This is a genomic window from Psychrobacter cibarius, assembly GCA_030686115.1.
GTDB lineage: Bacteria > Pseudomonadota > Gammaproteobacteria > Pseudomonadales > Moraxellaceae > Psychrobacter > Psychrobacter cibarius_C.
In genome coordinates this window covers 1607587-1630997 of sequence record CP131612.1, presented here as the reverse complement: position 1 = coordinate 1630997, position 23411 = coordinate 1607587, and the positions used below count along the sequence as shown (strand labels likewise).

18 protein-coding genes are annotated in these 23411 nt (G+C 45.0%); 2 read left to right on the top strand and 16 right to left on the bottom strand.

Going from position 1 to position 23411, the window contains the following annotated elements:
- The 16 genes from Q6344_06855 to Q6344_06780 all read right to left on the bottom strand — a co-directional run bounded on the left by Q6344_06855 (position 1) and on the right by Q6344_06780 (position 19271).
- A complete protein-coding gene (locus Q6344_06855; GenBank protein WLG15046.1) occupies positions 1–864 on the bottom strand; it encodes a hypothetical protein in 864 nt (287 codons plus the stop codon).
- On the bottom strand, positions 864–5120 hold the full coding sequence (locus Q6344_06850) for a hypothetical protein (GenBank protein WLG15045.1): 4257 nt from the start codon (positions 5118–5120) through the stop codon (positions 864–866). The genes Q6344_06855 and Q6344_06850 overlap by 1 nt, the downstream gene beginning before the upstream one ends.
- Positions 5121–5288: 168 nt before the next feature.
- On the bottom strand, positions 5289–8117 hold the full coding sequence (locus tag Q6344_06845; protein ID WLG15044.1) for an N-6 DNA methylase: 2829 nt from the start codon (positions 8115–8117) through the stop codon (positions 5289–5291).
- A gap of 296 nt (positions 8118–8413) precedes the next feature.
- Positions 8414–9013, bottom strand: a complete 600-nt coding sequence (locus tag Q6344_06840; GenBank protein ID WLG15043.1) for a hypothetical protein — start codon at positions 9011–9013, stop codon at positions 8414–8416.
- Entirely contained in the window at positions 9003–10607 is a 1605-nt protein-coding gene (locus Q6344_06835) for a hypothetical protein (protein WLG15042.1), read from the bottom strand. The genes Q6344_06840 and Q6344_06835 overlap by 11 nt, the downstream gene beginning before the upstream one ends.
- 12 nt (positions 10608–10619) lie before the next feature.
- The gene (locus Q6344_06830; GenBank protein WLG15041.1) at positions 10620–11276 is read right to left on the bottom strand and encodes a hypothetical protein; all 657 of its coding nucleotides are present in this window, start codon (positions 11274–11276) and stop codon (positions 10620–10622) included.
- Positions 11273–12166 carry a hypothetical protein gene (locus Q6344_06825; protein WLG15040.1) on the bottom strand — a complete coding sequence of 298 codons (894 nt, stop codon included), beginning with the start codon at positions 12164–12166 and terminating at the stop codon, positions 11273–11275. Before Q6344_06825 ends, Q6344_06830 begins: the two co-directional genes overlap by 4 nt.
- 60 nt (positions 12167–12226) lie before the next feature.
- Positions 12227–12718, bottom strand: coding sequence for a hypothetical protein (locus Q6344_06820; GenBank protein WLG15039.1), 492 nt, complete (start codon positions 12716–12718; stop codon positions 12227–12229).
- Between the two features lie 9 nt (positions 12719–12727).
- Positions 12728–13348 (bottom strand): hypothetical protein, encoded by a 621-nt coding sequence (locus Q6344_06815; protein ID WLG15038.1) that lies wholly within the window; start codon positions 13346–13348, stop codon positions 12728–12730.
- A gap of 97 nt (positions 13349–13445) precedes the next feature.
- On the bottom strand, positions 13446–14075 hold the full coding sequence (locus tag Q6344_06810; protein WLG15037.1) for a hypothetical protein: 630 nt from the start codon (positions 14073–14075) through the stop codon (positions 13446–13448).
- Positions 14063–15526, bottom strand: a complete 1464-nt coding sequence (locus tag Q6344_06805; protein WLG15036.1) for a hypothetical protein — start codon at positions 15524–15526, stop codon at positions 14063–14065. The genes Q6344_06810 and Q6344_06805 overlap by 13 nt, the downstream gene beginning before the upstream one ends.
- Positions 15510–15839: a hypothetical protein gene (locus Q6344_06800; protein ID WLG15035.1), complete on the bottom strand. Its 330-nt coding sequence runs from the start codon at positions 15837–15839 to the stop codon at positions 15510–15512. Before Q6344_06800 ends, Q6344_06805 begins: the two co-directional genes overlap by 17 nt.
- An 8-nt stretch (positions 15840–15847) precedes the next feature.
- Positions 15848–16228 carry a hypothetical protein gene (locus Q6344_06795; protein WLG15034.1) on the bottom strand — a complete coding sequence of 127 codons (381 nt, stop codon included), beginning with the start codon at positions 16226–16228 and terminating at the stop codon, positions 15848–15850.
- An 11-nt stretch (positions 16229–16239) separates the two neighbouring features.
- A complete protein-coding gene (locus Q6344_06790; GenBank protein WLG15033.1) occupies positions 16240–16773 on the bottom strand; it encodes a hypothetical protein in 534 nt (177 codons plus the stop codon).
- 134 nt (positions 16774–16907) lie between these two features.
- Positions 16908–17807 carry a hypothetical protein gene (locus Q6344_06785; GenBank protein WLG15032.1) on the bottom strand — a complete coding sequence of 300 codons (900 nt, stop codon included), beginning with the start codon at positions 17805–17807 and terminating at the stop codon, positions 16908–16910.
- Between the two features lie 75 nt (positions 17808–17882).
- Complete coding sequence (locus tag Q6344_06780; GenBank protein WLG15031.1) at positions 17883–19271, bottom strand: hypothetical protein; 1389 nt, start codon at positions 19269–19271, stop codon at positions 17883–17885.
- Positions 19272–19621: 350 nt separating this feature from the next.
- Here Q6344_06780 and Q6344_06775 point away from each other — a divergent pair, with 350 nt between their 5' ends.
- Together Q6344_06775 and Q6344_06770 are read left to right on the top strand one after the other, a co-directional pair.
- Positions 19622–22498 carry a contractile injection system protein, VgrG/Pvc8 family gene (locus tag Q6344_06775; protein WLG15030.1) on the top strand — a complete coding sequence of 959 codons (2877 nt, stop codon included), beginning with the start codon at positions 19622–19624 and terminating at the stop codon, positions 22496–22498.
- A gap of 5 nt (positions 22499–22503) precedes the next feature.
- Positions 22504–23400: a hypothetical protein gene (locus Q6344_06770; GenBank protein ID WLG15029.1), complete on the top strand. Its 897-nt coding sequence runs from the start codon at positions 22504–22506 to the stop codon at positions 23398–23400.
- The last annotated feature ends 11 nt before the right edge of the window (positions 23401–23411 follow it).

The window sequence follows — 23411 nt, the reverse complement described above, 5'->3', positions numbered from 1 at the left end:
TTAGCGCCTTGTATTGATAATGTTTTGTGCATCCCATGCGGTTAATGATAAAAATACGACTTGTACCCTAACGGCAATGCGGTCGCCGTCCTTGGTCATGGGGGCTGTGATTGGTGCTGATACACTCTCAACCACCATGGGGCTATAGGTTTTGCCGCCGTATTGAAGTTGTACCAATGGGGGAATAATTGAAGGAAACATGGCCTCGGAAAAACCGTCTTTTATCCCGCCAACCAATAGCGATTGCTTGGATAGTTCGGCGGCTGATGCCCATATTTGCAATTGCTGTAAAGCGTCCTCTACCTCTATTTTTGCGTTCGCCCATGCTTCAAAAAACAAGCTGCCTGTGATGCGGATTGAGCTAGCAGATGTGAAGATCTGATGACTATTTAACTTGGTAAAGTTTGAGCGCCCCATCAAGCCTTCTAATTTGCTCTCGCTCTCGCTCAGCATATCGCCAACGCCTGTCGCATTAGCCGTCATTGAAACGCCCTTGGCAATCGTAGCACCCACGCCAGTTGGGTCATTTGATAGTGCAAACAAGCTGTAGTAAGCGGCGTTGATTTGGCCTGACTGGATCATACCCATCAGGTTAGGTAAGCGCCCCTCGGGGTTTGATGATTCAAAGGGTGTGCTGTACTGACTTTCGATGGAAAAATCGGCATCCTCAAAAATAGACTCAACCGTGGGCTTGCTGGTATCAACGCTATAGGTTTGCTGACCTTGGCCACCCTCAAAATTACCCTCTACAACTGGTCTAATTTTTACAACAAGGTTTTTGTTTAAGCCTTTTTCGCGCCAAACGCTGCCTAACGTTTTACCGCTAGGCTTTTGGCTTTTGTTGTTGGCTGGTGTGTCCAGCATTACGCGCCAGCCATGTCGGTAAGAGCTCTTAAGCTGACAGCAATCGTTTTTTGCTGCAAGGTCACGCTGATAGCTTCTAGCTTGGCGGTAAGCTCGGCATCGTCCTCAACCTGATCTACCAAGTCGATGAGCTCGTCAGTATCAACTGCCGTGGGGTCAAAGTCGGCGGTGCTCATTTGTTGCTCGATCTCGTTAATACGCTTGGCGTAGGCGCTCTCGGTGAACGTAGTTTCTACCACTGGCTCCTCTACCGGTACTGTGATTGGCTTTGGTTCTTGATCTATCGCTGGTACGGATGGTTTGGGCGCATCATACGTGTCTGTTGTTCTCATATCTTCATCTACCTGTACGTCTAGCGCGTCTATCAACGCTGATTGATATTCGTTGATGTTGTCGGTGAATACGTGCTTGATCGTAGTAATAATCTCGGTACCGCTAGCACCTTTTAATATCTTGCATTCGCCATACGCATCGATATCAGCACGCAAGTAAACGCCGCCCTTTGTGATCTGAACGGTGATACCGTAAGTTGGGTTAGATTTGCTGTCTAGGCCGTCAAACATTGAGTCTTGGTAAGCGGTAGCGGTAAAGTCACCGACCACAGCATCAGCGCCAAGCGAGATCGCCGCGTCCACGGTCTTACAAACGGCATCGGCAAAATTAAGCGTTTGGCGTGCAAAAAGGCCGCTATCAATGTGGTATAGATCGTTATAATCCGATTTGTTTTCGTAGTCGTCTTCAAGTCCGACATGAATGTCGTCATCGCCAATACCTAAAATATTTAGCTTGTCCTTATTGCGGTCTAGGAACATTTGCGGGTATTCGCTGCTATCGATATCTTCATACTCGTCATCATCGCTGGCTTGATCTGCGGCAAAAAGCTCTTTAATGCCTTTAAACGCGGGGTATGCGGCTAGCAATTCATCGAGGTTGTTAAATATTTTTGGCGTGCTATTTCTATAAGCGCGGGTTTGTGCGTTGTCAGCGTAAACAGTGAATCTACCGTCTGAGTTGGGGATGGCCAGCCAGCTGTCTTTTTTCTTACTGTTCATGTAAGCGATATAAGTACCGTTTTCGCCGCGCTCGATTGGCGGGTAGCTCTTGCCAGTATCATCGGCGCTAAAAAACTCTTTACCCTCTTTTAGCTTCATAGATGGATTGCTTGCTTTGACTACTTCAAGCTGTTTTAAAACACTGGCATCGTCAGGATAATTACCGCCGCTAAAGTTCTCGCCTTTCACATGGTACTTGCCAGCCTGTTCGGTTACGGTGGCCAGTACGCGGCCACGGCTGTTGACATAGACCGAAACGGTTTTTTCTACTCCATCGCCGCTTTCTTCATTGTCAAAATACTGCGGATAACCGTCTTGATTTGCCTCAATAGCAAAATCCATTCTATCTATAGCGGTAGTGCGAACCCTTACTAGCACTGGCTGCTTGTAATTTTCGACCTGTTCAGCACTAAACCCAAACTCATCAGCATTTTCAATAAGCCATGCGCGGTAGTTTTCGGCATCGCCATTATCGTATGCCAGCTTTACGGCCATAGCTCTACCGTTGCCGCTTTCAACAATTAAGTCATCGCCCACGATAGGCGCACCGTTCCCCACTCGGTCTGTTTGGCCTAGTTTTTCGGGTTGAAGTTTTTTAGCATTAGCCTTGATCGCCTCAACGGATTTTTTATCGCTACGATCACGCGGCTGTAGTGCTTGTGGAAAATCAGGATTGGCGACACCCGCTGCGTCATGAGATACGATGAGTTTTTTTGCTTCTACTAGCGCAAAATTACTGCTGATCTTAGTGCCTTTAACTGTCGTTGACTCGTTGACGCTGCCTTTGGTTACTTTGTCATCCGTGGTAGTGTCGCTGGCAAGGTCTAAATCTTCATCAAAGAAAATATTTAATATAAGATCGCTAGCTGCTGCATTATTTGTTGATAATTTGTCAAACTGATTGACATTTTCATGATCATCTTGGTAAGATTTATTTAAGCCTTGGTAATGGCTGGGATCGGAGAGCCGATCAAACGATTCGTTTGAGACAGCATCCCCTAGAGCTGCCAAGGCTTCTTTTTTGTTTATTCCAATATCATAAAGCGCTTCGCCTTTATCTGTTTTCTCAAGTACCACTCTTGCATCTCTAGCGATACCATCGACTTCTACCGATACCGTCAAAACATAGTAACCATATATATTCGGGGCTTTGTCTTTGTACGCTTCGGTGTAGCTGTGATACTTACCTTTTTTGATCATTTCAGGAATCGCGGCAACCAGCTGTAATTTATCGCGGAATGTATGATTTGCTTTTGCAATATGCTTACCACCACGGCGCTTCAAGGCCACATCGCTATCAATCGCTTGGCAAAAAACCACCTTGTCTTTTAGGTTTTCATCAAAATAAGCCATTGCATTGTTTTTGGCGGTTTTGAAGTCCACGCCCTCGCTCACGTCTATCTCTTGACCTGTGATAGAGACTGTCGCGTCCTCATTACTGCCAGTATCTTTTTTTGATCCCACCAGCGTTAACTCGGTGTTTAATATTTGCGCCAAACGCTCGCGGCGCTTAGTGATCTCAATGGTTGTTTGGCCAGCTGATTTCTCGTTATCCATGATTGATTGAGCTATGCCGATCAAATCCTGCTTACCTACGCGATAAGCAATTAATAGCTGCTCGTAAGCTGGCATTTTGGCCGCTGCCAGTGCATCAGCCAGTCTAAAAAACTGCTCTTTAGGTAGCGCTTGAACAGACTCTATGGTCATATCCCATTCTTTAAAACGCTTGCTAGATTTAGACAAGCTACTGATAATACCTTCCATTTCGTTGTACTTATTGGCCTCGCTTTGGGCTGCGATCTGCTCATCCGTAAGCTGTACGTCAGGATTAAAAATAAGTTGACTTACTGGTGCGTTCATTTGGCCACCTTCATCAATAAAGGTTCCCATAGTTCCGTCAGCTGAATAACTTTTGAACGTGCCACGGCTGATCTCGCCGTACTCACCCATCCATATCACCGCGTCACCCTCTGAGAAAGCGCCGCCCTTTGGCTTCTCAGGCTCAGGCGCTTTCTCGCTTTCGTCCTTACGCGATTGCAATGCCATATCGATTTTTTTGTTTAAATCCATAATGTCGATATCTAACATGCTGATCGTAGACTTTCTATCAGCGACCGTCTGTTCTGCGTCCAATAGCTCTTGCTCAACCTTGGCTTGGCGTGCTTGCGCGGCTTTAAAGCGTTTAGAGTTCTTAGCGGCCAAACGCATAATGCGGCGTGCTACCGTTTTTAACTGCACGTTATCGCCGTGTTTTGGTGATAGGGCGGCGGTTACATCGCGCTTATTCAACATCCACTTCCACGACACCATATAGTCACTTGGTAGCAGTTTTGATGAGGACTCCAACGGTTTATGGAACCAAATAGACAGCTTTTGGCCGTCCGATAAATCAAAGACAAACGCGATGTTAATAACGCCTTGGCGCTTAAATTCTTTAGTTGGCGTGACGTTGGTCACAGATAGACTTTCGCTACTTGCTTGACTAAGCGCCTTGAACAAACGATCGCTTAATAATGGTAAGCGACTCTTTGTGTCCATTAGCGCATCAAAACCCACTTCCTGTGCGTCCATGGCAAATAGTGCATCTACTAAATCAAACTCTGTAATAAGTTCGTTGCGGCTATCAGCGCGGGTGAGATCTAAGTACAAGCGGCTGTCTTTACCGCCATGGCTTATTAGGTTGTTGTTGCTATCCCACTGGACGCTATCAAACGTGACGCGCTCAGCTTCAACGACCAATTCAGGCGCGGTGATTACTGGTAGGTAGCTCTTATTCTGCGAGGGGTTATCCATCAGCTTGTTAATGGCATCAATCGACCAAGCGTGGTCTTGATTCATACCGTCAAACTGCATAGCGTTGTTGGTGATTAGCTGGCAAGTAGTGCCACCCAAGCTGTCTAGCTGCGACTTGGCGACTTGTAAGGCGTGGTTGCCGTCCATCGCGCCGCCAATGGCCATGCTGTCGATATAATTATTTAATGAGTCAAAAACGTTCACAACGTGCCAGCTATCATCGACACTGCCAACGCTGCTATTAAAACCCAAGCTGTCAAAACCTGTACTGTCCGCTAATACGGCCAGCATTTCACGATGACGGCCAGTAATGCGGCCAACCTCATAACGGCTGTACTGACTGAAAGATGAGCCATCAGGCTTGGTTGTATGGTGATTGCTATGAGCTTTATTCTGTGTGGTGTATGCCATGTCGCCGTACCTATAAATAATTAATAAGATACGGTTATTTTGACAAGTTTTGAGGTAGGCGGTTTAGGGGTGTTCCGTGGCGCGATAGCATAAAAAAACCCACCGTTTAAGGTGGGTTCTTTATTAGGTCATATCTTTAACTATTTTGCTGATACAAGTTTTTTCTTCCTAGCTTTGTGCAATACGCTTCAGCAAAAATTCTACACGACTCGCATCGTCACCCTTACCCTTGTAGCCGTAAGCTTTATCTACGGCTTTGTCAAGCGCAGCATGGGCTTTGGTTAGCTCAGGGTAAGGATCAATCATATAAGTGTTATAAAGATTAGCAAGAGTTGGCGCAATCTTACCTGCTATATGATAATAACAATTATCTAAATTGACTTGGTAGTGCTTACGAGCATCTAAAACGGTTTGAGCAGCTAATTCAATAGATTTTTTCGCTTTTAATGTTTTATCATCTTCACACTTAGCATCAAAAGGGAATAGGAAGTTATTATAAACAATACTGTTTGAATAGCGATAATCGCTCTTTAGCCGTCCTGCTACTAGACGCATGAAGGAGTTGTGCATATTGCTAGATAACATGCCGAAATGATAAAGAGTAGCATCAGATAAGCTAAACACTGCATCACTACACACCGTCTTATTACTTATGAATCCGATAGGTATATACTTTCTATTTTCAGATGACACTCTTGGGATAAGTAAATAATTTTCACTTTCCGGTTGACGAATCTCAGTGAATAAGTGCGGTGTAGCAGCTAGCTTTTGAGTTGCTACTTTGCTACTTTGCTCACGCATATCTTTCACATTTTTAAGACGTTGCATGACTGTTGGCATTTTGGCCAAATCATTATTTAGCTCTAATGCATTACAACTATCAAACCACAAACACCAGCGCTTAACACTACTTAAAAACTCTTGTGATCCTATAAATGGGCGTAAGTATTTTTCTGTTATTGGCTCTTCTTTTATTAGCTCTTGATATTCTTTATTAGAAAGAAGTAGATTGCCACCATCTGTCGGCTGACTACCTTTAGACATTAACGTTTGATTGGAGATTTGCTTATTCGTTCTGTCAAAAAAGATAAGTGGAGAATCAATTAAATAGCCGTTAATTAGCTTTGCTTTGTTAGGTTTGGGTTCACCATTGATATCATCGTAGCTAAAAATGATCTTTTCTTTACTTTCTTTCGTACCATAACCAACGATGATGCAATGTACAGCTGCTACACCCTTACCCTCATTTGACCATTTAAAAGTATGGTGTGCAAAATTTATATATCCGCCACAGTCTTTAAGTAGGTATTGCCATAATATGGCTACATGCTCACCTTGCACGATAGAATTAGTGGACACAAAAGCTGTTTCGACTTGGTGTTTTGGCTTAGTTACTGACTGCATATAGTGCATGGCTTTGATGTACCACCCTGCCACATAATCTAATGATTTATACTTTTTTATACTATTAGCAGCATGAGCCAAGTCTGCTTTTTGTTCTTTACTTTGATAGGTATAACCAATGAAAGGCGGATTGCCCATCACAAAATCGCACTCATTGGCTGCTAAAACGTCCTCCCAGTCAATTTGTAGGGCATTACCCTCTGTAATGTGTGGACTGTACACAATAGGCGTTGTAGGGCGTGTAGTACCAAAACGCTCAGCAGTGGCTTGGTTCAGTTGATGATCGGTGATCCACATAGCGACCCTTGCGATATGAGCCGCGTGTGGTTCAATCTCGATACCATAGAACTGATCAACTGTGACTTGACACATACTGCTAATATCAAGCAGACCTCTTTGTTCATCTCCATAGATTTGTGAGATTAGCTGATTTTCTAGCAGGCGTAACTCACGGTAAGCAATGATTAGGAAATTGCCACAACCACAAGCAGGATCGAAGAATTTTAATGTAGGCAATTTTTCATACAGTTTTAATGCTCTTGGCGTGTCCTTAGCACACTTTGAAAACTCATCACGCAGTTCTTGCAAGAACAAGGAGTTGATGACCTTTAAAATATTTTTTTCACTGGTGTAATGAGCACCAGACTCACGACGCTTATCATCACTATTAGCTGTGTCATCTATATCGAGTACGCTTTGGAACATTGAGCCAAAAATTGCAGGGCTGATCTCGCTCCAATCAAGGCTATTACACTGAAGGACTAAGTTATAGAGGTTTTCATCAAAATAAGGGATGCGGATTGATTGCGAGAACAGATCACCGTTGATATAAGCAAAGGCAGCATAACTTTCTGGTAAGCGACTAGAGCGATCTTTAGTGTTTAAAGTATCAAAAAGCGTGGTAAACACTTCGTTGAGATTGCTACCGTCACTTCTTGCCTCGTTTTTGAGCAACCCATCTAACAGGTTTTTTTGTCCAAATATACCGGTGTCATCGGCAAAGAAACAAAAAATCAGACGAGTCAAGAATAACGCCAATTCATCAGCATTAACCCCATCTGAGATAAACGCCTGATGTAGCTTAGCAACCATTTCGGTTGCTTGACGGTTAATCGGGTTTTCTTCAACAATCTCCGCCATTGCAGCGTTTGGCGCTAAGAAGTCCAACCATTCAGCATTTTTAGGCAGATCAGCAATCGGACATTTATATTCTTTGATATTCAGAGGATTTTCAATATCAAATATCCATAGCTCATCAAAGTTAGATAGTACGATATATCTTGGCTTATCCGCTGCGCTTAGTCGTTCATAGTATTTACTGACTTGGTTATAAGCTTTATTAAGATCAATACCACGGCTTTTTTGTTCAATCATCACCAGTTTAGGAATAAAGGCATCAACATACTTTTGAGATTTATCATCTTTTAGACGATGTTCAAATGCTTTTAGCTGTACTTGACCAGATACACCATAAGCATTGAATATCTGCGTCCAAAAATTCTGACTTTGACCTCTCTCATATCCTTCAGCGTCTTTATAGTCATGGATAATACGATGTAGCTGCTCACGGATATGCTGATAATCTAAACTCATGCTTGTTAATTCCCTCAAGATTACTGTGCGAGTATCACAATACACTACAGAACTTTGTAGCTCCGTGGCATTAGAAATTTTTATCAAAAACTTTGATAATTTTTTACTATTGTCTCAATCACTAAAAATATAATTAACCGTACTTTACTTAGTAGAAACTATTGATAAGGATTCTATCACTGATTAAGCCTTTAAGACACTAGATGAAAATTCATGCTGAATGGTATTTTGAATACTGCACCCACAAGATAAAACTATTCAGTGATGACAGAGTTTGTTTCATGATCTTAATTCAGTTAACGCTCGAAAATTAACGGCCGGATCTTCTGAAAAGTAATCGCTTCTTTGACAACCTCACTTCTACCAGTGGCGCTTGCCTCAGTGCGACCGCTTTTGGCCGCAACAATCCAAGATCGTGTGACGGCTGGCGGGTCATTCGGTTTTTTATGGTTAATCAAGCCAATGGTTAGCTTAAAACTATAATCTCTTGGTACGTGCACCGTGCCGTCCTTATTGAACGCCAAGTCATAGCATGCCCTAAATGATCTAAAAATAGCGCCGGTGCTGGTTTCAATGAATGTCATGTCCATTTCATCGGCGGTCTTTTGCGTTAAATAGCTGGCGGGTAACGCGCCAACGTAGAATGACTCGGCATCAGCACTGCCTAGTGACAAGTCGGCCTCGGTCACAAGATAACTTAATGTTTTGTCGGTAAACCACGGTATACCAGCACCAATACCGTAAATATCCTCGATCGTCACAACATACATGCACTGTAATAAGATCTCATGCGCTCTAACTTCGCCATACATTTTTTTAATATCCTGCATAGGCAAGTAGTTTTTGGCTGTGCCGGTCGCAGCGGCGGCAAAACCACTAAAAATATTAGTCTTCATCGTCAAAGTCCAATTCATCAGGTAGCGGGTCGTCTTGTGGCGGGTTCATCGACTGTCCATCGGGCATCATCATATGATCGCCCTCAGCTGGCGGCGGCGTGGTGATAGAGATAGCGATTTTCTCAGCCATGGCCATGTCATAGCCCATTTCGTCTTCTAATATTAATTGTGCGGTTTCTTTATCCAAGCCAAGCTCCTTGATCATCTGTATAGCCTGTACCTGAATGGTTGTCGTGTTGGCGCGATTCTGCTTATTGTTGAGCGCTTGTGAGGCCGCCGCATTTTGATCACTGTAGAAATCGAATTGCCATGGATACTCTTTAGAGTCAAAGTGCTCACCGTACTTGATACCCCAGTGAATACTCATTAAGTGATTAAGCGCGTCAATAACGGCCTGACGGATGAGCATAGATCTATTCATAATCTGTGCTGACGTATGGAACGCCGCCCCATCACCTAAGCCACCCGCCAGCATGTCAGCCCAACCCATCAGTGCCAAATCAATACCAAGGCCACCCGCCAAACGTCTTAGGTTGATCATCAACGTACCTTCGTTAAGCGGCGCTTGACGCTGTGTTAGATCCCCCACTGACTGCAATATCTGCTTTTCGCCCCATTGCGGTAATACATGATAGCTTGTACCGTACAATGCTTCGCCGCCTTTAAATGCCTCCTCTACCTTGTCTCGATAGTTACCAAGCATTTTAGTAAGTCCTTCTCTATATTTCGTAGCTTGTTTCGGCGGCATCCCCTCCATGTTGATCGTTAAAAAGGCTTGCTTTACGCTGTCTGCAATCTGCTGGTTATTGAGTCCAGCGCGGCTAATGGTTACGTCTTGCCACGGTTCCTCGATCGGGTATAAGAACGAGCCGCCAACCTCACTTGGTAAGATAGGATTGTCATAACGATTGTCATAAATCAGCGTTTTTTCATCCTGCCAAACTTGCCGTGACATTTGCGGTACGTTGGTAATGCGCGGCATTTTTACTCGTAGCATTTGCATAGGGGTTAGCTTGGCAATCGTGCGCTCATAGTCTTCTTCTTCCAACGCATGAAAGCCGATCGTATCCCCTGCTTGCTCAAACGGCATGATCAGTGGTGGCGCGGTGTGTCGGTTGTTCATCAGGCCAACCACGCCAGCACGTTTGTCGGTATAGATACGCGCATAGCTATCACCAAAACCGATCGCCTGACGTGCCAATGCGAATATGTGACGGTTGATAATTGCCGTCATGTGACGTGATTCGCGCTCTACCTTATCGCGCAGCTCTTTGGCGCGGCGGCCTTTGCCTCTAATGCGATCATGCGGGGTCATAAAGATCATATCCCCTGTCGTTTCGTGGCCACCCAGCGCGGCGGTAGCGTGCAAACTTAATGCCTCTGCAATTTGCGGGTCTTTTTGCATAATCTCCCACATGGTGTAGATCTGCTGGCGGGTGCGCGGTATTTTTTCTTTGTTGTAGTACGTGCCAAGCTCAAATTGGTTCATGGCCTCATATTGATGGTTTGCGTCATGAATACTTGATGGCAAGCGAGCCTGTTTCATTTCGCGGTTGCCGATCATCATGCCTGCCATTCTGTTAAAAAGTTTCATATTGCCGCCTGATTAATTTTGGGATTGGCTAGTATCGCTACCGCCTTCTTTGACGCCGCTGTGATAGTGGTATCTCACTGAAATTTTGCCAGCGATCATATCAACCGTTGAATATATGCTGCCATTAACGGTTTGATTGCCGTATGACACACTGTTGCCGTTGACCGTTTGACCACCATTGATCAGCTGATTGCCTGTCATGAAGTAATCGCCTATTTGGTTAACGTCGCCTTTTGCGTTTGTTTCAGCATTAATATTTAGCTCACCAGCATTGATGGTCACTATGTCGGCATCAAGGTTTATTTTGCTGGCTTTTAGATTGATGAAGTCTTTGGCGCTTAGTGTCATACTGGTACGCGCCAGCACCTCGATATTCTCTTGTCGGATGCGCCGCACGTCCACGATTGCGCGTCCTTGTCCGTGACGGCGGTAAAAAGCCACCACTGGCATTGACACATCGCCTTGCTCAAAAAATACCCATACGTCAGCACCTACCAGCAACTCGCGCTCAGTGTCCAAGTCGTCATCGCCAATAGGATAAGCCAGCATTGCGGTGATACCGTCTGCTACACCGTCCGTTAAACCCTCAATAGTGACTTTCGCGATACGGTTAACCTTGTCGTAGCTCACCAGCTTGGCGGGGTGCATGTAGGGGGATATAAAGCTCATTGTTTGGTGTCCTCGACTTGTGCCAGCCACGCTTTTGTTGCTGCAACCGATCGACCGCCCAACGCTCCTGATTCATAGACGTGCACGCCAGTAAGCGTGATCAGTGATTGATCATCGACCGATATCGTCTTACCAGCATCCAAGCGCTCATCTAGCTGGCGCGTGATTGTGGCTTTAGTGATCAATATACGACGTAGGTTTTGTAGTTCTCGGGTGTCAGCGCGGGGATAATACTGTATTGACCGCTCAGCTCTCGCCGTGCCTAAAATATCTGATCCGTTGTCATCGATTGATAGGTAGTTAACGTTGCCATGCCTGATTACGTTTGGATTGTCGATCCACTGGACGGCACTTTTATCAAAGAGGATCGCATCACCGTTCATAAGCTCGTTTAAGCGTATGACAGATAGGCCATTATCGGTATTGCATACCACAGCAGCTTCTTTCTGCAATGCCAATGCTATTGGCACGGTTGGCAACTGCCCTTTTAAGCAAGTAAAACTGGCCAGTTTGATATCGCGCTGGATCCTGATTTTTGCGCCAAGTGCTCGATAAACTTCATTAAAGCTGGTGTTTTCTAGGTGTACCGCCTTACTGGTCACGCCTAACAGCGCCTCGCATCCAGCAATAACAGCAATCACATGAATAGCTGTGACACGGCGGCCGGCCTTGATTGACTGCTCATTAATGGCTTGTGATTTAACGATTACCAGCGGCACACCTTTTGGTGTGGTCATCTTGCGGCCAATGGTAAATAAATCACGCAATCTATCATCAGCCTTTACCACCAGCTCAAGCGTTACTGGCACTGGCACAAGGTCTGTGCGATAGATTGCGCTGATTAGATTACCACCGCCAATTTGACTGCCATTTTCAAGCTGAATATTCACGCGTTTGTCTCAATAAATGGTTGTTTGAGGTGTGGCCGCCGATTGATTGGCGGCCATGTTTTATAAATGCCATAACCAAGGGCTAGTGTTGGGGTAGCGCGGGTCGTCATCGGGTATTTCAATACTAAACGGCTGGAATTGAAACGCCTCTTTTTGCATGACCTTTACCGCATCATCGTATAGCTGGCGTGCCTCACTTGACGACATGCCAGCGGGTTGAACACCTAAATTCTGCGCCCCCTCCATGCGCCGTGCCTGAACGAGATCGCAATGAGCACGGATAACTGGCGCAATAATTACCCAGTCATCCACCCCCAAAACGGTGTTTTTATCGATCACCAATAGCGGCTTATCACATGATTGGTCGCTTTTGGGGCAGTGCTGCAATTCGCCTGACCACCCCGCGTATGTTTTGGTGTTAATAATAAAAACCTTAACAACATCACTGAGCAATAAAGAAGAACCAGTCGTTAAAAGCTCGTCATACAAGTCACTGGCGGCATCTTGGATCGTGCCAATGACGTGATTTACGTCTGTGTCATTAACGCTCACAAGGCATCCTTAACCAAAAATGGTAACGTCATTTGAAGTGAATGAGGGCGTTAGGCCACCAAGTGTATTGAGCGCATTAGTTAGCGTATTGGCGAAAACATCTGTACTTGTTGCGCCTAACTTGCTGTCATTACCAAAGAAGTTATAACGGCAGTTTGCTTGTACTTGTAGGATTTGGCTGCGACTGGCTGCATCGATTTCACCGCCACCGTCAGTAAAAGTGATCGCGCTATCAATAAGCTCATATTCACGCAAGCCTTTGATGTTATCGCCGTCATCAACAAAACCGTCATAAACGCGTGCCAGCGGAATAATGCCGTCATGAATATTTACCAAGTCGTCTGCAAACTGTGAAATAACGCCACTTTCAGTTTCAATAAACGTCCATTGACCTTCAAAGTTTGTCTTACGCGTACCAGCTGCGTGCATCTGCAAGCCGCGTGCGGTGTCCACATCGGCTGAGTCATGGTGAGTACAGATCGGACGTTGGAAGTTCTGTAGCAGCACATATAGGCTTTCGTAGCCATCAATAACCAATACAGCGTTGCACGCCAACATAGCAGCACCCAACGATTTAACCGTATGGTACTGCTTGCGATAAGCCGTTAAGCTTGGGGTGTTTGTTTTCATGAAAAAGCCTTATCAATGAATGAGTGATAAGGCTATTTTGACAAGTTATTAGGCGGGGCTTTTAGGGGTGTTCCATTGATGCTCTTATGACTCAGGGTTAATAAGGTGAAAAATTGGCCACTTGATATAATGTGCCAGCGGCGGCTAAGGTTAATCCTATATCGTCAGTATCAACACTAACGGCAACCTCAGGCACAACCTGCCAAGGCACAAGGCGGGTCATTGTTGGTGCAAGCTCTGATAGCTCAGCAATGTTTACGGACGCATCAATTTTAATGCGCACGCGGCTGGTTAAAAACGATCCAGCCCCGCCTTTTTCTCTGACGTGGTTTGGATAGTTGCTTGCCAGCGCCTTTGAGTGCCATAACTGCTTGACCTCGTTTTGGTTCGGGTAAAGCATATTTAAAACAAACTGTAAAAACCCTAGGCCACGCTCACTGGCCATAGCCTCCCAATTCGCATAAATAATACTCATCAACTTATCGCTCAGGCCGTCATCATCGCGCCGTAGCACCGCAAGGCCGTTTAGCTTAGTAAAGCGCTCAACAACGGTACGACCACCCTGCCACGGTACGCCATAGTTATAAATGTCGTTAAGTTGGTCGATCATCTGATCTTGGATGGTAGCGACAAACACGCCAGCCATGGCACGCTCTAATTCATTCGCTGCGCTACTGTGCAAAATTGGTGATAAAAAATCACTGCCAGTTAAAGTTACATTGTCCATGTCGCGTTACCACCACCTGCCGTCCGAGTTAAATTGATAGTTATACTGTCACTATTTAGAAAAGCCCATTCATGCGGCTTTACTGGGTTAGCGGTTACGTCTTCACTGCTCACGGTAAAATCACTAATACGGTCTTGAAAAGCTGATATGTCGGTACGCAAGCGCGTTGCAATCTCTAATTGATTGAACCCATCGGCGTTATGATGGATCGCGGCAAGAGATCCCTTACCGTAGCTGGCAAGCAACAACTCTTTAATCTGCGTACGCACTGAATCCATGTCGTGCACGGGAGCCAAGCGCCCTGTGATCGTAATTTTGTATGGCCGTTCTACCACGGCCTTAACTCTAACGCGCCCCTCTAGCAAGCTATCAGCGCGTGCCACTAATTGTTGAATATCGGTAATCAGCTGGGCTTTCTCACTGGAACCACTGTTTTTGGCCACCACCGCAAGATTTAAGTGATTGATGCTATCTAGTGACGCGCCATAATACTTTTCATGCGCCGCCTCATTCCATACTGCCATGTAATCAAAACGACTCATAAAATGCTGCATGATCAAAAAGGTAAAATTACCCATGAATACCGCATTACGGTCGTACATTGAAGGGAAGCTTGCCAACAATCTAAGCTGATTGATCGTTAACGGATTAGTGCCAGCACGGATCATATCCCCCGCTTTAAAATATAGGTTTAGCTTGCTTTCATCACTGGTATTAATCTCATTGAGCGCGGCTTGCCCTAGGCTTGCTGCATCGACCTCACCATAGCTCTGAGTGATTGCAAACTCATAAACCTCACCCGCCTGTACGGTCTTGCCAGCGCGATCGCTTGCCCCAAAAATGACGTTGATATTTATCAAATCGTCACTTTGTAAGGTATAGGCTGGCGCGTCTATAGCGGCGTTCATAAATTTTGGTGCGTACTGGTAGATCTCGCCAGTGGTCGTATTGGTGATACCAATGCCTGAGAAGTAAGCGCCGTCAGTGGTTGATAATGCCACGGTATAAAATGGCTCGTTTATTGGTACGGTCATGCTCACGCGGTTAATAAGGCTTTGTTCGACCAAAACTTTTTTTACTTCACCTGCGCTCAACGTTAGCGAGGCTAGTAAGCGCCATTGTCGCCCGGTACCGTCCTCAACAAGCCGGCCTTGCGATATCGTTAATGTGCTTTGCGCGTTGTTTTCAACGGTCAAAAGGTGCTGGCAGGGTGAGGCTGTTGGTAATATGCCTTTGTTAATCGCATCGGCAATAATAGTGCGATTTTTTGACTTAATAAACGGCTCGATCGCGTTTACATCATTATCGCGTTTTAAAGAAATTGCCACCTCAACGATTGACGTTAGCATTGCTCTAACGGTAGGGTCACCAGCACGCCAGCGCTCGGCTATTTCGGGATAGTCATTAATATTGCTGTTTATGCTCTCTAGTATTTTATTGCGCTCTGACATTGTAGTAGTCCTGATCCATGGTTTCTGCTGTTGACTGGCCAAGCTCGATATCAATGCCGCCTACTCTCAGGTAGATATATAACTGATCATAACCAACGGTGGCCGTATCAATACTAAGCTGACTATCACTAAGTTGGTTTAATAGCGGTATGTCACGGCGTAGTTGTGCCAAAAAATTATCAGCGTTGTCAGTGCTCAGCTCACGCAATAGCATGTTGCGCACGTCCGCGCCGTAACTTTGGCCAAAATATCCGTTTGGCGGCGTGGCCAACCAGTGATCGATCATGTCTTTTATTTTCGCTGCATCAATCATGGCCAGCCTTATTTATCGTTGTTTTGTTTGAGTGAGGATATTTGAGCAAATGGGCTATGAGCCACAAAAACGAGCATCATAGTCAGCCACACCATTAGCACGCCAATAATGCCTAATATCACTACCAAACCCGCCCCGCCAGCGCCCCACGTCTGCGACTGCACCATAAAAGCGTAGAAACGCCATAACAAAAACAGATAAAGCGCGGCGAATGGCACGGCAAAGCTGGTGGCCGCCTTTACCGACTTTGACAATGCCACGGCAAGCGTGGTGCTATTCATCATGTTATTTAGCGCTTTAATACGTGCCCTGATATCAAAGTACAAAAAGATAAGGATCATCCACGCCGTCCCAGTCAAAAACGCGTCCACTATGTAGCTGTTTTGCATGATCTCACCTGTTATTTGTTGGATTCTTTTATTTTGGCCAACTGCTCTGTCAGCTCGGCCTTTTCGGTTGTTTTGTTTTGGATGATCACATCAAGATCTTTTACCTCATCAAGTAAGGCGTTACGCTGCTGAGATTTGTTCATCAGTTCTCGACTACCGCCAGTGGGCGTTTTGCGCACTTTCATCTTGGCGCGTTTAGCATCAAACTTTTTTTGACCTGTTTTAATCATGGTGGCCAGCGCATCGACTGAGGCGTTAAATGAATCGTCATAGCCGTTATCAAAATCACCAGCCAGTGGGATCATCTTGCCGTTAACATCAATACGGAATATGTCGTACTTAGCGCCGTCATCAACCAAGCGCAAATAAATCTTTACCGTTTGTCCGTTCTCTAAGGCCATGCTGACTGGTCGCACGCTTGCGCCTGATATGCGCTTTACTTTTTCAACCTCGGTGGCCACGATCTTTTCTTTTGCGCTATAAGACAAGCGTTTTGAGAAGTCGGCAACTAATTTGGTTTTTTTTGTGATCTCGGATAGTTTCATGTGTCACCTGCTTAAAATGAATGTTAGCGTTTATCCCTCTATTGTAGGTCGATAGCTTGGCGGCTTAACGGCAGTGTTCCAATAAAAAACCGCCCCATATTGAGGCGGCTTTTCTCGTTGCCAGCAGCCGATCTTTAGGAGTTAAAATAACGTGACGCGCCAGCCTTTTGTAATGCCTTCAAGCGATTTTTATTGCCTTTGTAAAGATTCATGCGCATACCCTTACTAAACGATCGGATCTGCTTTTTGATAGCGGAACCAGTACCCGCTTTACGGCGTGCTTTTTTAAGCGCGGCTTTTTGGCCAGCTTTAAGTAATGGCTTGCCTTCAATACGCTTGTTAATGGTGACTTTCTTACCATTACGAATGGCTTTGACGGCTTTGTATTTCAGCGTTTTACCGTTGACTTTCTTAACCGTTGTTTTACCAGCACGTAATTTCTTGCCAGCGGCATCAAACTGTGGCTCTTGATTACCCAAGCTATCAAACTCGCCTGATTCTTCGGCATCGTCCACGTCTTCATCGCTATAAGCGAACGCGGCCACAAACACATCAAAATCATCACCGTCATCAGGCATGTTTTCTAATACCGTCTCAGCGGCGGCAAGTGCTGCTGCATCGGCAACTTCAACATCATCATCGAACAGATCATCGATTACTGAGTCTTCAACACCTAGGGTTGATAGCGCGTCTGCTACGTGGGCTGAGAATGTAATTTTAACGTTTTCATCGATGCCCTCGATATCCTCATCGTCGTCATCAACAAATGCTTCAAGCATCAGCGCGTCTAGCACCTCACTTGGCAGGATATCTTCATCGTCATAATCCGCTTCTGATAGTGTGGCGGCAAGCATAAATGCAACCGATAGCGCCTGAATACGCATTTGACTGGTGGCTACGATCGCCATACGTTCACTGATTGGATCAGCTCCTAACTTATCGGCGGCATCTTTTGGGTTGAGCGCATCAAACTGGGCTTGCTGGCGCTCATGGTTGCGGTCACGGCGGCGCTGGTTCATCATTGGGTTTAACATATTTTTTCCTTGAAAAATGATTATTTACACTGTGATTGGTACTGATCGCTGGCATGATAGTGATCAAGCGGGTTATTACTTGGTGACTGTGGTTTCTAAAAAGGCTTGGCGTGCGCACCCTTGCGGACGGCGGCTAAACTTAATGTCTGCCTTACTAAATGGATCATCGGCGCGTGGTGTGATACTGAGCGCGTAATAACGACCGCCAAGCTCTGACGATTGCACCAATAAACCTTTGCCGCTATCATCAACAACGCACGCATCTAAAAAGCGTTCGCATTCACTGGTCGCATCTTTAACAAAGCTGCTCATGCCTTTTAGTAAGTGCTTCTTGGTGATACCGATCACGACATTGGCGGTATAAGTCTCAATTTCGGATGAGTTGATCAAGCGTAAGGCACTGGTCTTGCTGTTGTACTGGGTTAGTGCATCCCCGTAGATAAAGCGATCGCCGCCGTCAAAACGCTCATTAATGACAACGTTCACGCCAGCGCTCGCAAGCGCATTTTGCGCTTCCTCATCTAGTGTTAAGCCGCTTATTTTCTCCATATCGCGGAATAATACTGGGAAGTCGTAACCCGCGATTGGTCGATAGATTGGCGGGATTCCAGCGGCATTAGTGGCCGCATTACGGATCAATAATTGCGCAAGATAGTCACCAACGCACGGGCGCCATTTTTTACGCGCCAATACGGTTGTTGCATTGCTTGGACGCGACTTATTAGGGTTCCAAAAAACCCAAAAACGATGGTCGTTAATGCTTAGTGTTTCAGCCAATGCCACGGCTGATTGCCAGTCTGTGATATTGCCAATATCAAGCAATACATGACAGTTGATCTTACCCATCACCTCTGCCAGTGCCTCAATATTAGGTAGGCTAGCCACCTCACAAGAGACTATATAGCGTGGACGATCGCGCATGTCTAACAACGCGTTTTTAATCTCTTTTGGTGTCAAGTCGGTTACGGTGCTGGCTGGCACAGCAAGCTCAACTTGTTTGGTGCGATAAGCGCCGAGTTGGTTTAACGCACCCATGGTTTCAAGCGCCGTCTTGATTGCTGCCGCATCGCTTTTGCTATAGCTGGTCGTGACTGACTCGAAAAAGTCATACTCACTATCAAGTGCGCCGTAAAAGTCTAACTTGCCTGTGATATAACTAAAATCATCGGCGTGCTGTTCTTCTAACGCTTCAACGCCGCCGCCAGTGTATAAACGGCCTTTTAATTCCGTTAATACACTGCCGTCTATCTTGTCGTTAAAACTGATCTTGAAAATAAGATTGTTTAGCGGATCAGTGTCAGTGGTAAGGGTTTTTTCATCAACTGCCATGACTTTTGCCACGACATTTGAATCAAACGCGTATTCTGTAACAAGCTCTACGCTTGCCAGCGCTGCGAGATTGGGCGATTCCGTCAGTGCCATAGAAGACGCTAGAATACTTAAATAAAGGGTCTGAGCGCTCATAATAAAATGCCTATACTGTGTTGGTATTTCATCAGTATAGGCAAGGTTTGATTGAGGCTTTTAGGGGTGTTCCATGAGGTATTACACATCACCACCATTGCTTGTGAAATTAATAACAGCCATGATTTTAGCGGTTATCGAACCATCAAAGTTTTTGATTGCTCTTAACTTTGTACGCTTTAAGATATTAATAAAAATTTATACTACCGAATATATGAACTTGATAGAAATCACTACAATTTCATTATCAACACTAGTTGACAATATTCTAATAAACTTTATAATTTTGTTGCAAATAATACTAAGCTATTAGTCACGCTCACAATCAAGCAGTTCTGAGAACTATCCTTATGTCTTCGCAAATTGATCGTTTACATCAACTTGTCATTAGCTCTGATTTACTAGCACCTTCTGATCTATATCCAGTAGCTTTTTCTTGGAAAAGCACTATTAATTACTCATCATCAGCTAAATTGTTGGTCTATACTCATAGCTTTTTAAATGCAGACGCATGTTCATCTTTGATTGGTGCGCCAGTTTGTTTGACCACACTATCAGCAACTCGAATTCCAACTTATCGCACCGGCATTATTCAAGCAATAAACTATCAGCACTCAGATGGGGCGCTACACTTTTATGGCTTAAGCATTGTGTCCCCTGATTGGTTGTTGACTCAAAATATTTGTACTCGTAGCTTCGTTAATCGATCCACCTTTGATATTGTCACTAGCGTTTTGGCAAACTATGATTTTGAGTGGCAATGGTCTGAAATATTACTTGCCTCAGAGTCTTTACAACGGCCACTTGCCTTGCGTACTCAGTCAGATGTTAGTGACTGGGACTTTGTCACTGGACTGCTTGCTGATATTGGTATCTCTATGCTTTGGGTTGCAAAAGAATCTATAGAAGATATTGGGTCTCTAGTTCTAATCAGTAACTTTGATGACTTAGAGATACCTTCTTTAAACTATAACTATTCGCAAAACTCTGTACAGTCTGGACAAGACACCGTTGATGAGCTGCAACCAACCGTTATGCAACGAGGCACACGCACCGTCACCGTCCGTGCTGACGGTCTTTCCGCTGACACCATTTATGAAGGTACAGCGGATAATGAGTCACCGCTGGCAATAGATAGTACAGCGGTACTGCTAGCATCGCCCTCAAGAGTCACAAGCGATGCCGATGCCATACGCCTAGCTAAGCAGTGGGTGGCTGCAAATAATAGTCATCGCGGCCATTATCAAGCCACAGGCTCCCTGCGCGGGATGAATGTGGGCGCAAACGTTTATATTAATAATATCCCCAACATCCAAAGCATTGAAACCCACTGTTTATCATTACAGATGATCGGAGTCGAGCCTGATAGTGACAGCATTTCCTATCAGCACCACACTATGATTAAAGACTGGCTACAGCGTCTTACTAAGGACACTCAGTACGGATCAATGAGCATTCCCGCCTATGCCTATGAAATAGCCCGCAGCACAGGGATATGGGTTAGTGCTGAACTGCTTGATTCAAATATCCCCTATTGCCCTTATCCAAGCATCCTCTCCTTTGCCAGTCATACCTATAGCGGTCCTACCCAAGCGCGTACAGGTAACGCTAACACCTCAACAACTCCAAGTTACGCATCTACCGTCACTGATGACACTCTACAGCAAACCATAACTACTCCTGTTTGGGCAGGTCTTAGCGCTCAAAGTGATGACTCGACGCCTCCCTTACGTAGTCTGCAACTCTCATCGGGTACCACGCATGGCTGGCAGTTTGCCCCGCGTGATGGACAACCCGTGTTGCTGACCTATTGGTATGGTGACATCGACAGCCCAGTGATTAGCCGATCTTTATATGACGGTATTGGTATGGGTGATACTGACATCAATGATATAACAGCAGGATCAAGTGAGCTTGCGCATCGATACAACATAAAGGGTGGCTCCTCACCAAGGTGGCATGGGAGCGGACTTGGGCACTCACAAATCAATGATGATGATAATCATAGCGGGTGGATATCAGGGATTGCGCAATACGGTCTAGTCAATAGCTCTGAGATCAGCCTGCTGTTCGATGATACGCCTAATAAAGTTGGACTCAAGTGGAGTGCTAATATTGGCACTCATGCGGATGCAATGAGCGCAACTATCACAGACAAGGCCACCTTCGCCCCCAGTCAGCACGTTATTGAACTGGGTATCCTACGCCATCGTTTTAGCAACCATCAATCCACTAACAGCGGACAAGGCTTCAGAGTAGCAACTGATAACAGTCTTCAAATCACAGGCAATAAAGGGGTGTTGCTGTCTACCTTTGGTATCCGTCATACACAATTGGAGCATGAATCAGCATGGGTCAATGATGCAGGACAACGTCAGCTTAAAATAGGTGCTGAGCTGGGTGAGACGCTAGAAGAGGCCAAACAAGCACATCTGCAATCGACCGAGGCACTCAGTCGTGCTGTTCAATCAGTAGATGCCTTTAAAACCACGGCACAAGTGATAGATGAGACACTCAATACAGAAGTCTTAGGCGCACCCGATGTGATGCTGGTCAGCAAAGATAGCATCCTCGCCTCTGCCAGTAATACGCTGTGGACAGCAAAGACGATTGTCAGACAATCCGGCGGCACGCAGTCAGATGTGGTGGCAGGAAATTATAAGCTAACGGCAGATATGATTGAGTCACTCTCGGGCGTTGGTGGTCAAGCGGCCCTATCAGGACTACATATCAGTGCCAATACCAAACCTGTAGCGATACAAGCGCAAGGAGGTGAGTTGCAGTTGCACTCTCAGCAAGGTATGACGATTGGTAGTGAATCAGGTCAAGTGAATGTGTCGAGTCCTAAGCGCATCAAGCTACAAACCAGTAGCGGTGCTTCGATTACGATTGATGACAGTGGCATTAAACTGGTGTGCCCAGGGACGATTAAGATAAAGGCGGTGAAGAAGAGTCTGGTTGCTGGTGGACGTGCAAAATTTAAATTACCAGCAATGCCCAAACACCATGAAGAGTTCTTTATTTTAAAAGGATCTAATGGAGAACTTATAAGAAATCATCGGTACATTATTGAATTAAATAATGGTGTGGAGTTCCATGGTTTAACAGATGCAGAAGGTAAAACTCAAACTATTAATACAAATGGCTCTAAAGAGCTAACAATACATATATTGGATGATTATTCAGATGAGTATCATCAATTTAGTGAAGACTCTTATTCGGAATAGAATTTATGGCTAAAAGCTCAAAGCCTACTAATGGTCAAGGTAAAACCAGTACTAAACCTATTGCTGAAAGTAAAATCGTTACGCTAAAGCCAAGCTTAGAGCGTAACTATCTATGTGCCCATATTTGTTTTGCAGAGAAATTTCCGCGTATCAGTAGGGCTGGAGCTAAGCTCAAACAGCGTGCCTGTACGCTTGCAATATGGGCGGAAGAAGAGGCTAATCATCTAATTTGGAAATATAAGGCAGAAGTTGGTTATATGATGAATAAGAACCCTCCTATGCCTATTATGAGTCCGAAGAATGGTGAAGAAATGCGCCCCAGTCGTTTTCCGCTTGGAAGAGCATCACAAATGGGATTGTTCACTAAAGATAGCTTAGAGGATAGTGCAAAAGGTCGGTTAAGAATACCTGACTGTGTCATTTTAAAGACTACTGATGCTGAATTGATTAATCTTCGAATGACAGGTGCAGGAAATTTTAAGAAACTAATACCAATACGAGATAATATAGAGTCGGTTGTTGAAATTAAATTTGGTACCGATACATTGTCTGATGGGCAAATTAAAGCATATAGAAGAATTGCTGGTTCAAATAAGAAGTTTAATAAATTAAGAGATACAGACTGTCGATGCGAACTTAGAAATCCACAAAAATATGGTGCACAAACTAAAGCATATACTTATTTAAAAAATCCATGGGCACAAGTAGCTGTCAAACATGAGAGTTCTTTAGCACATGGAACAATTAAACCTACAAATCAACCTGTTTCAGATTATCTAGATAATCCTGTGGTTACTGATATCATCATCGGTGGCGCAGTTGTCGCTACAGTTGCTGTAGGTATTTTCTTGGCGCCTGAGATTGCAGCAGGTGCACTAATTTTAAGAATAGCCACACTATAAGTATAATAGGA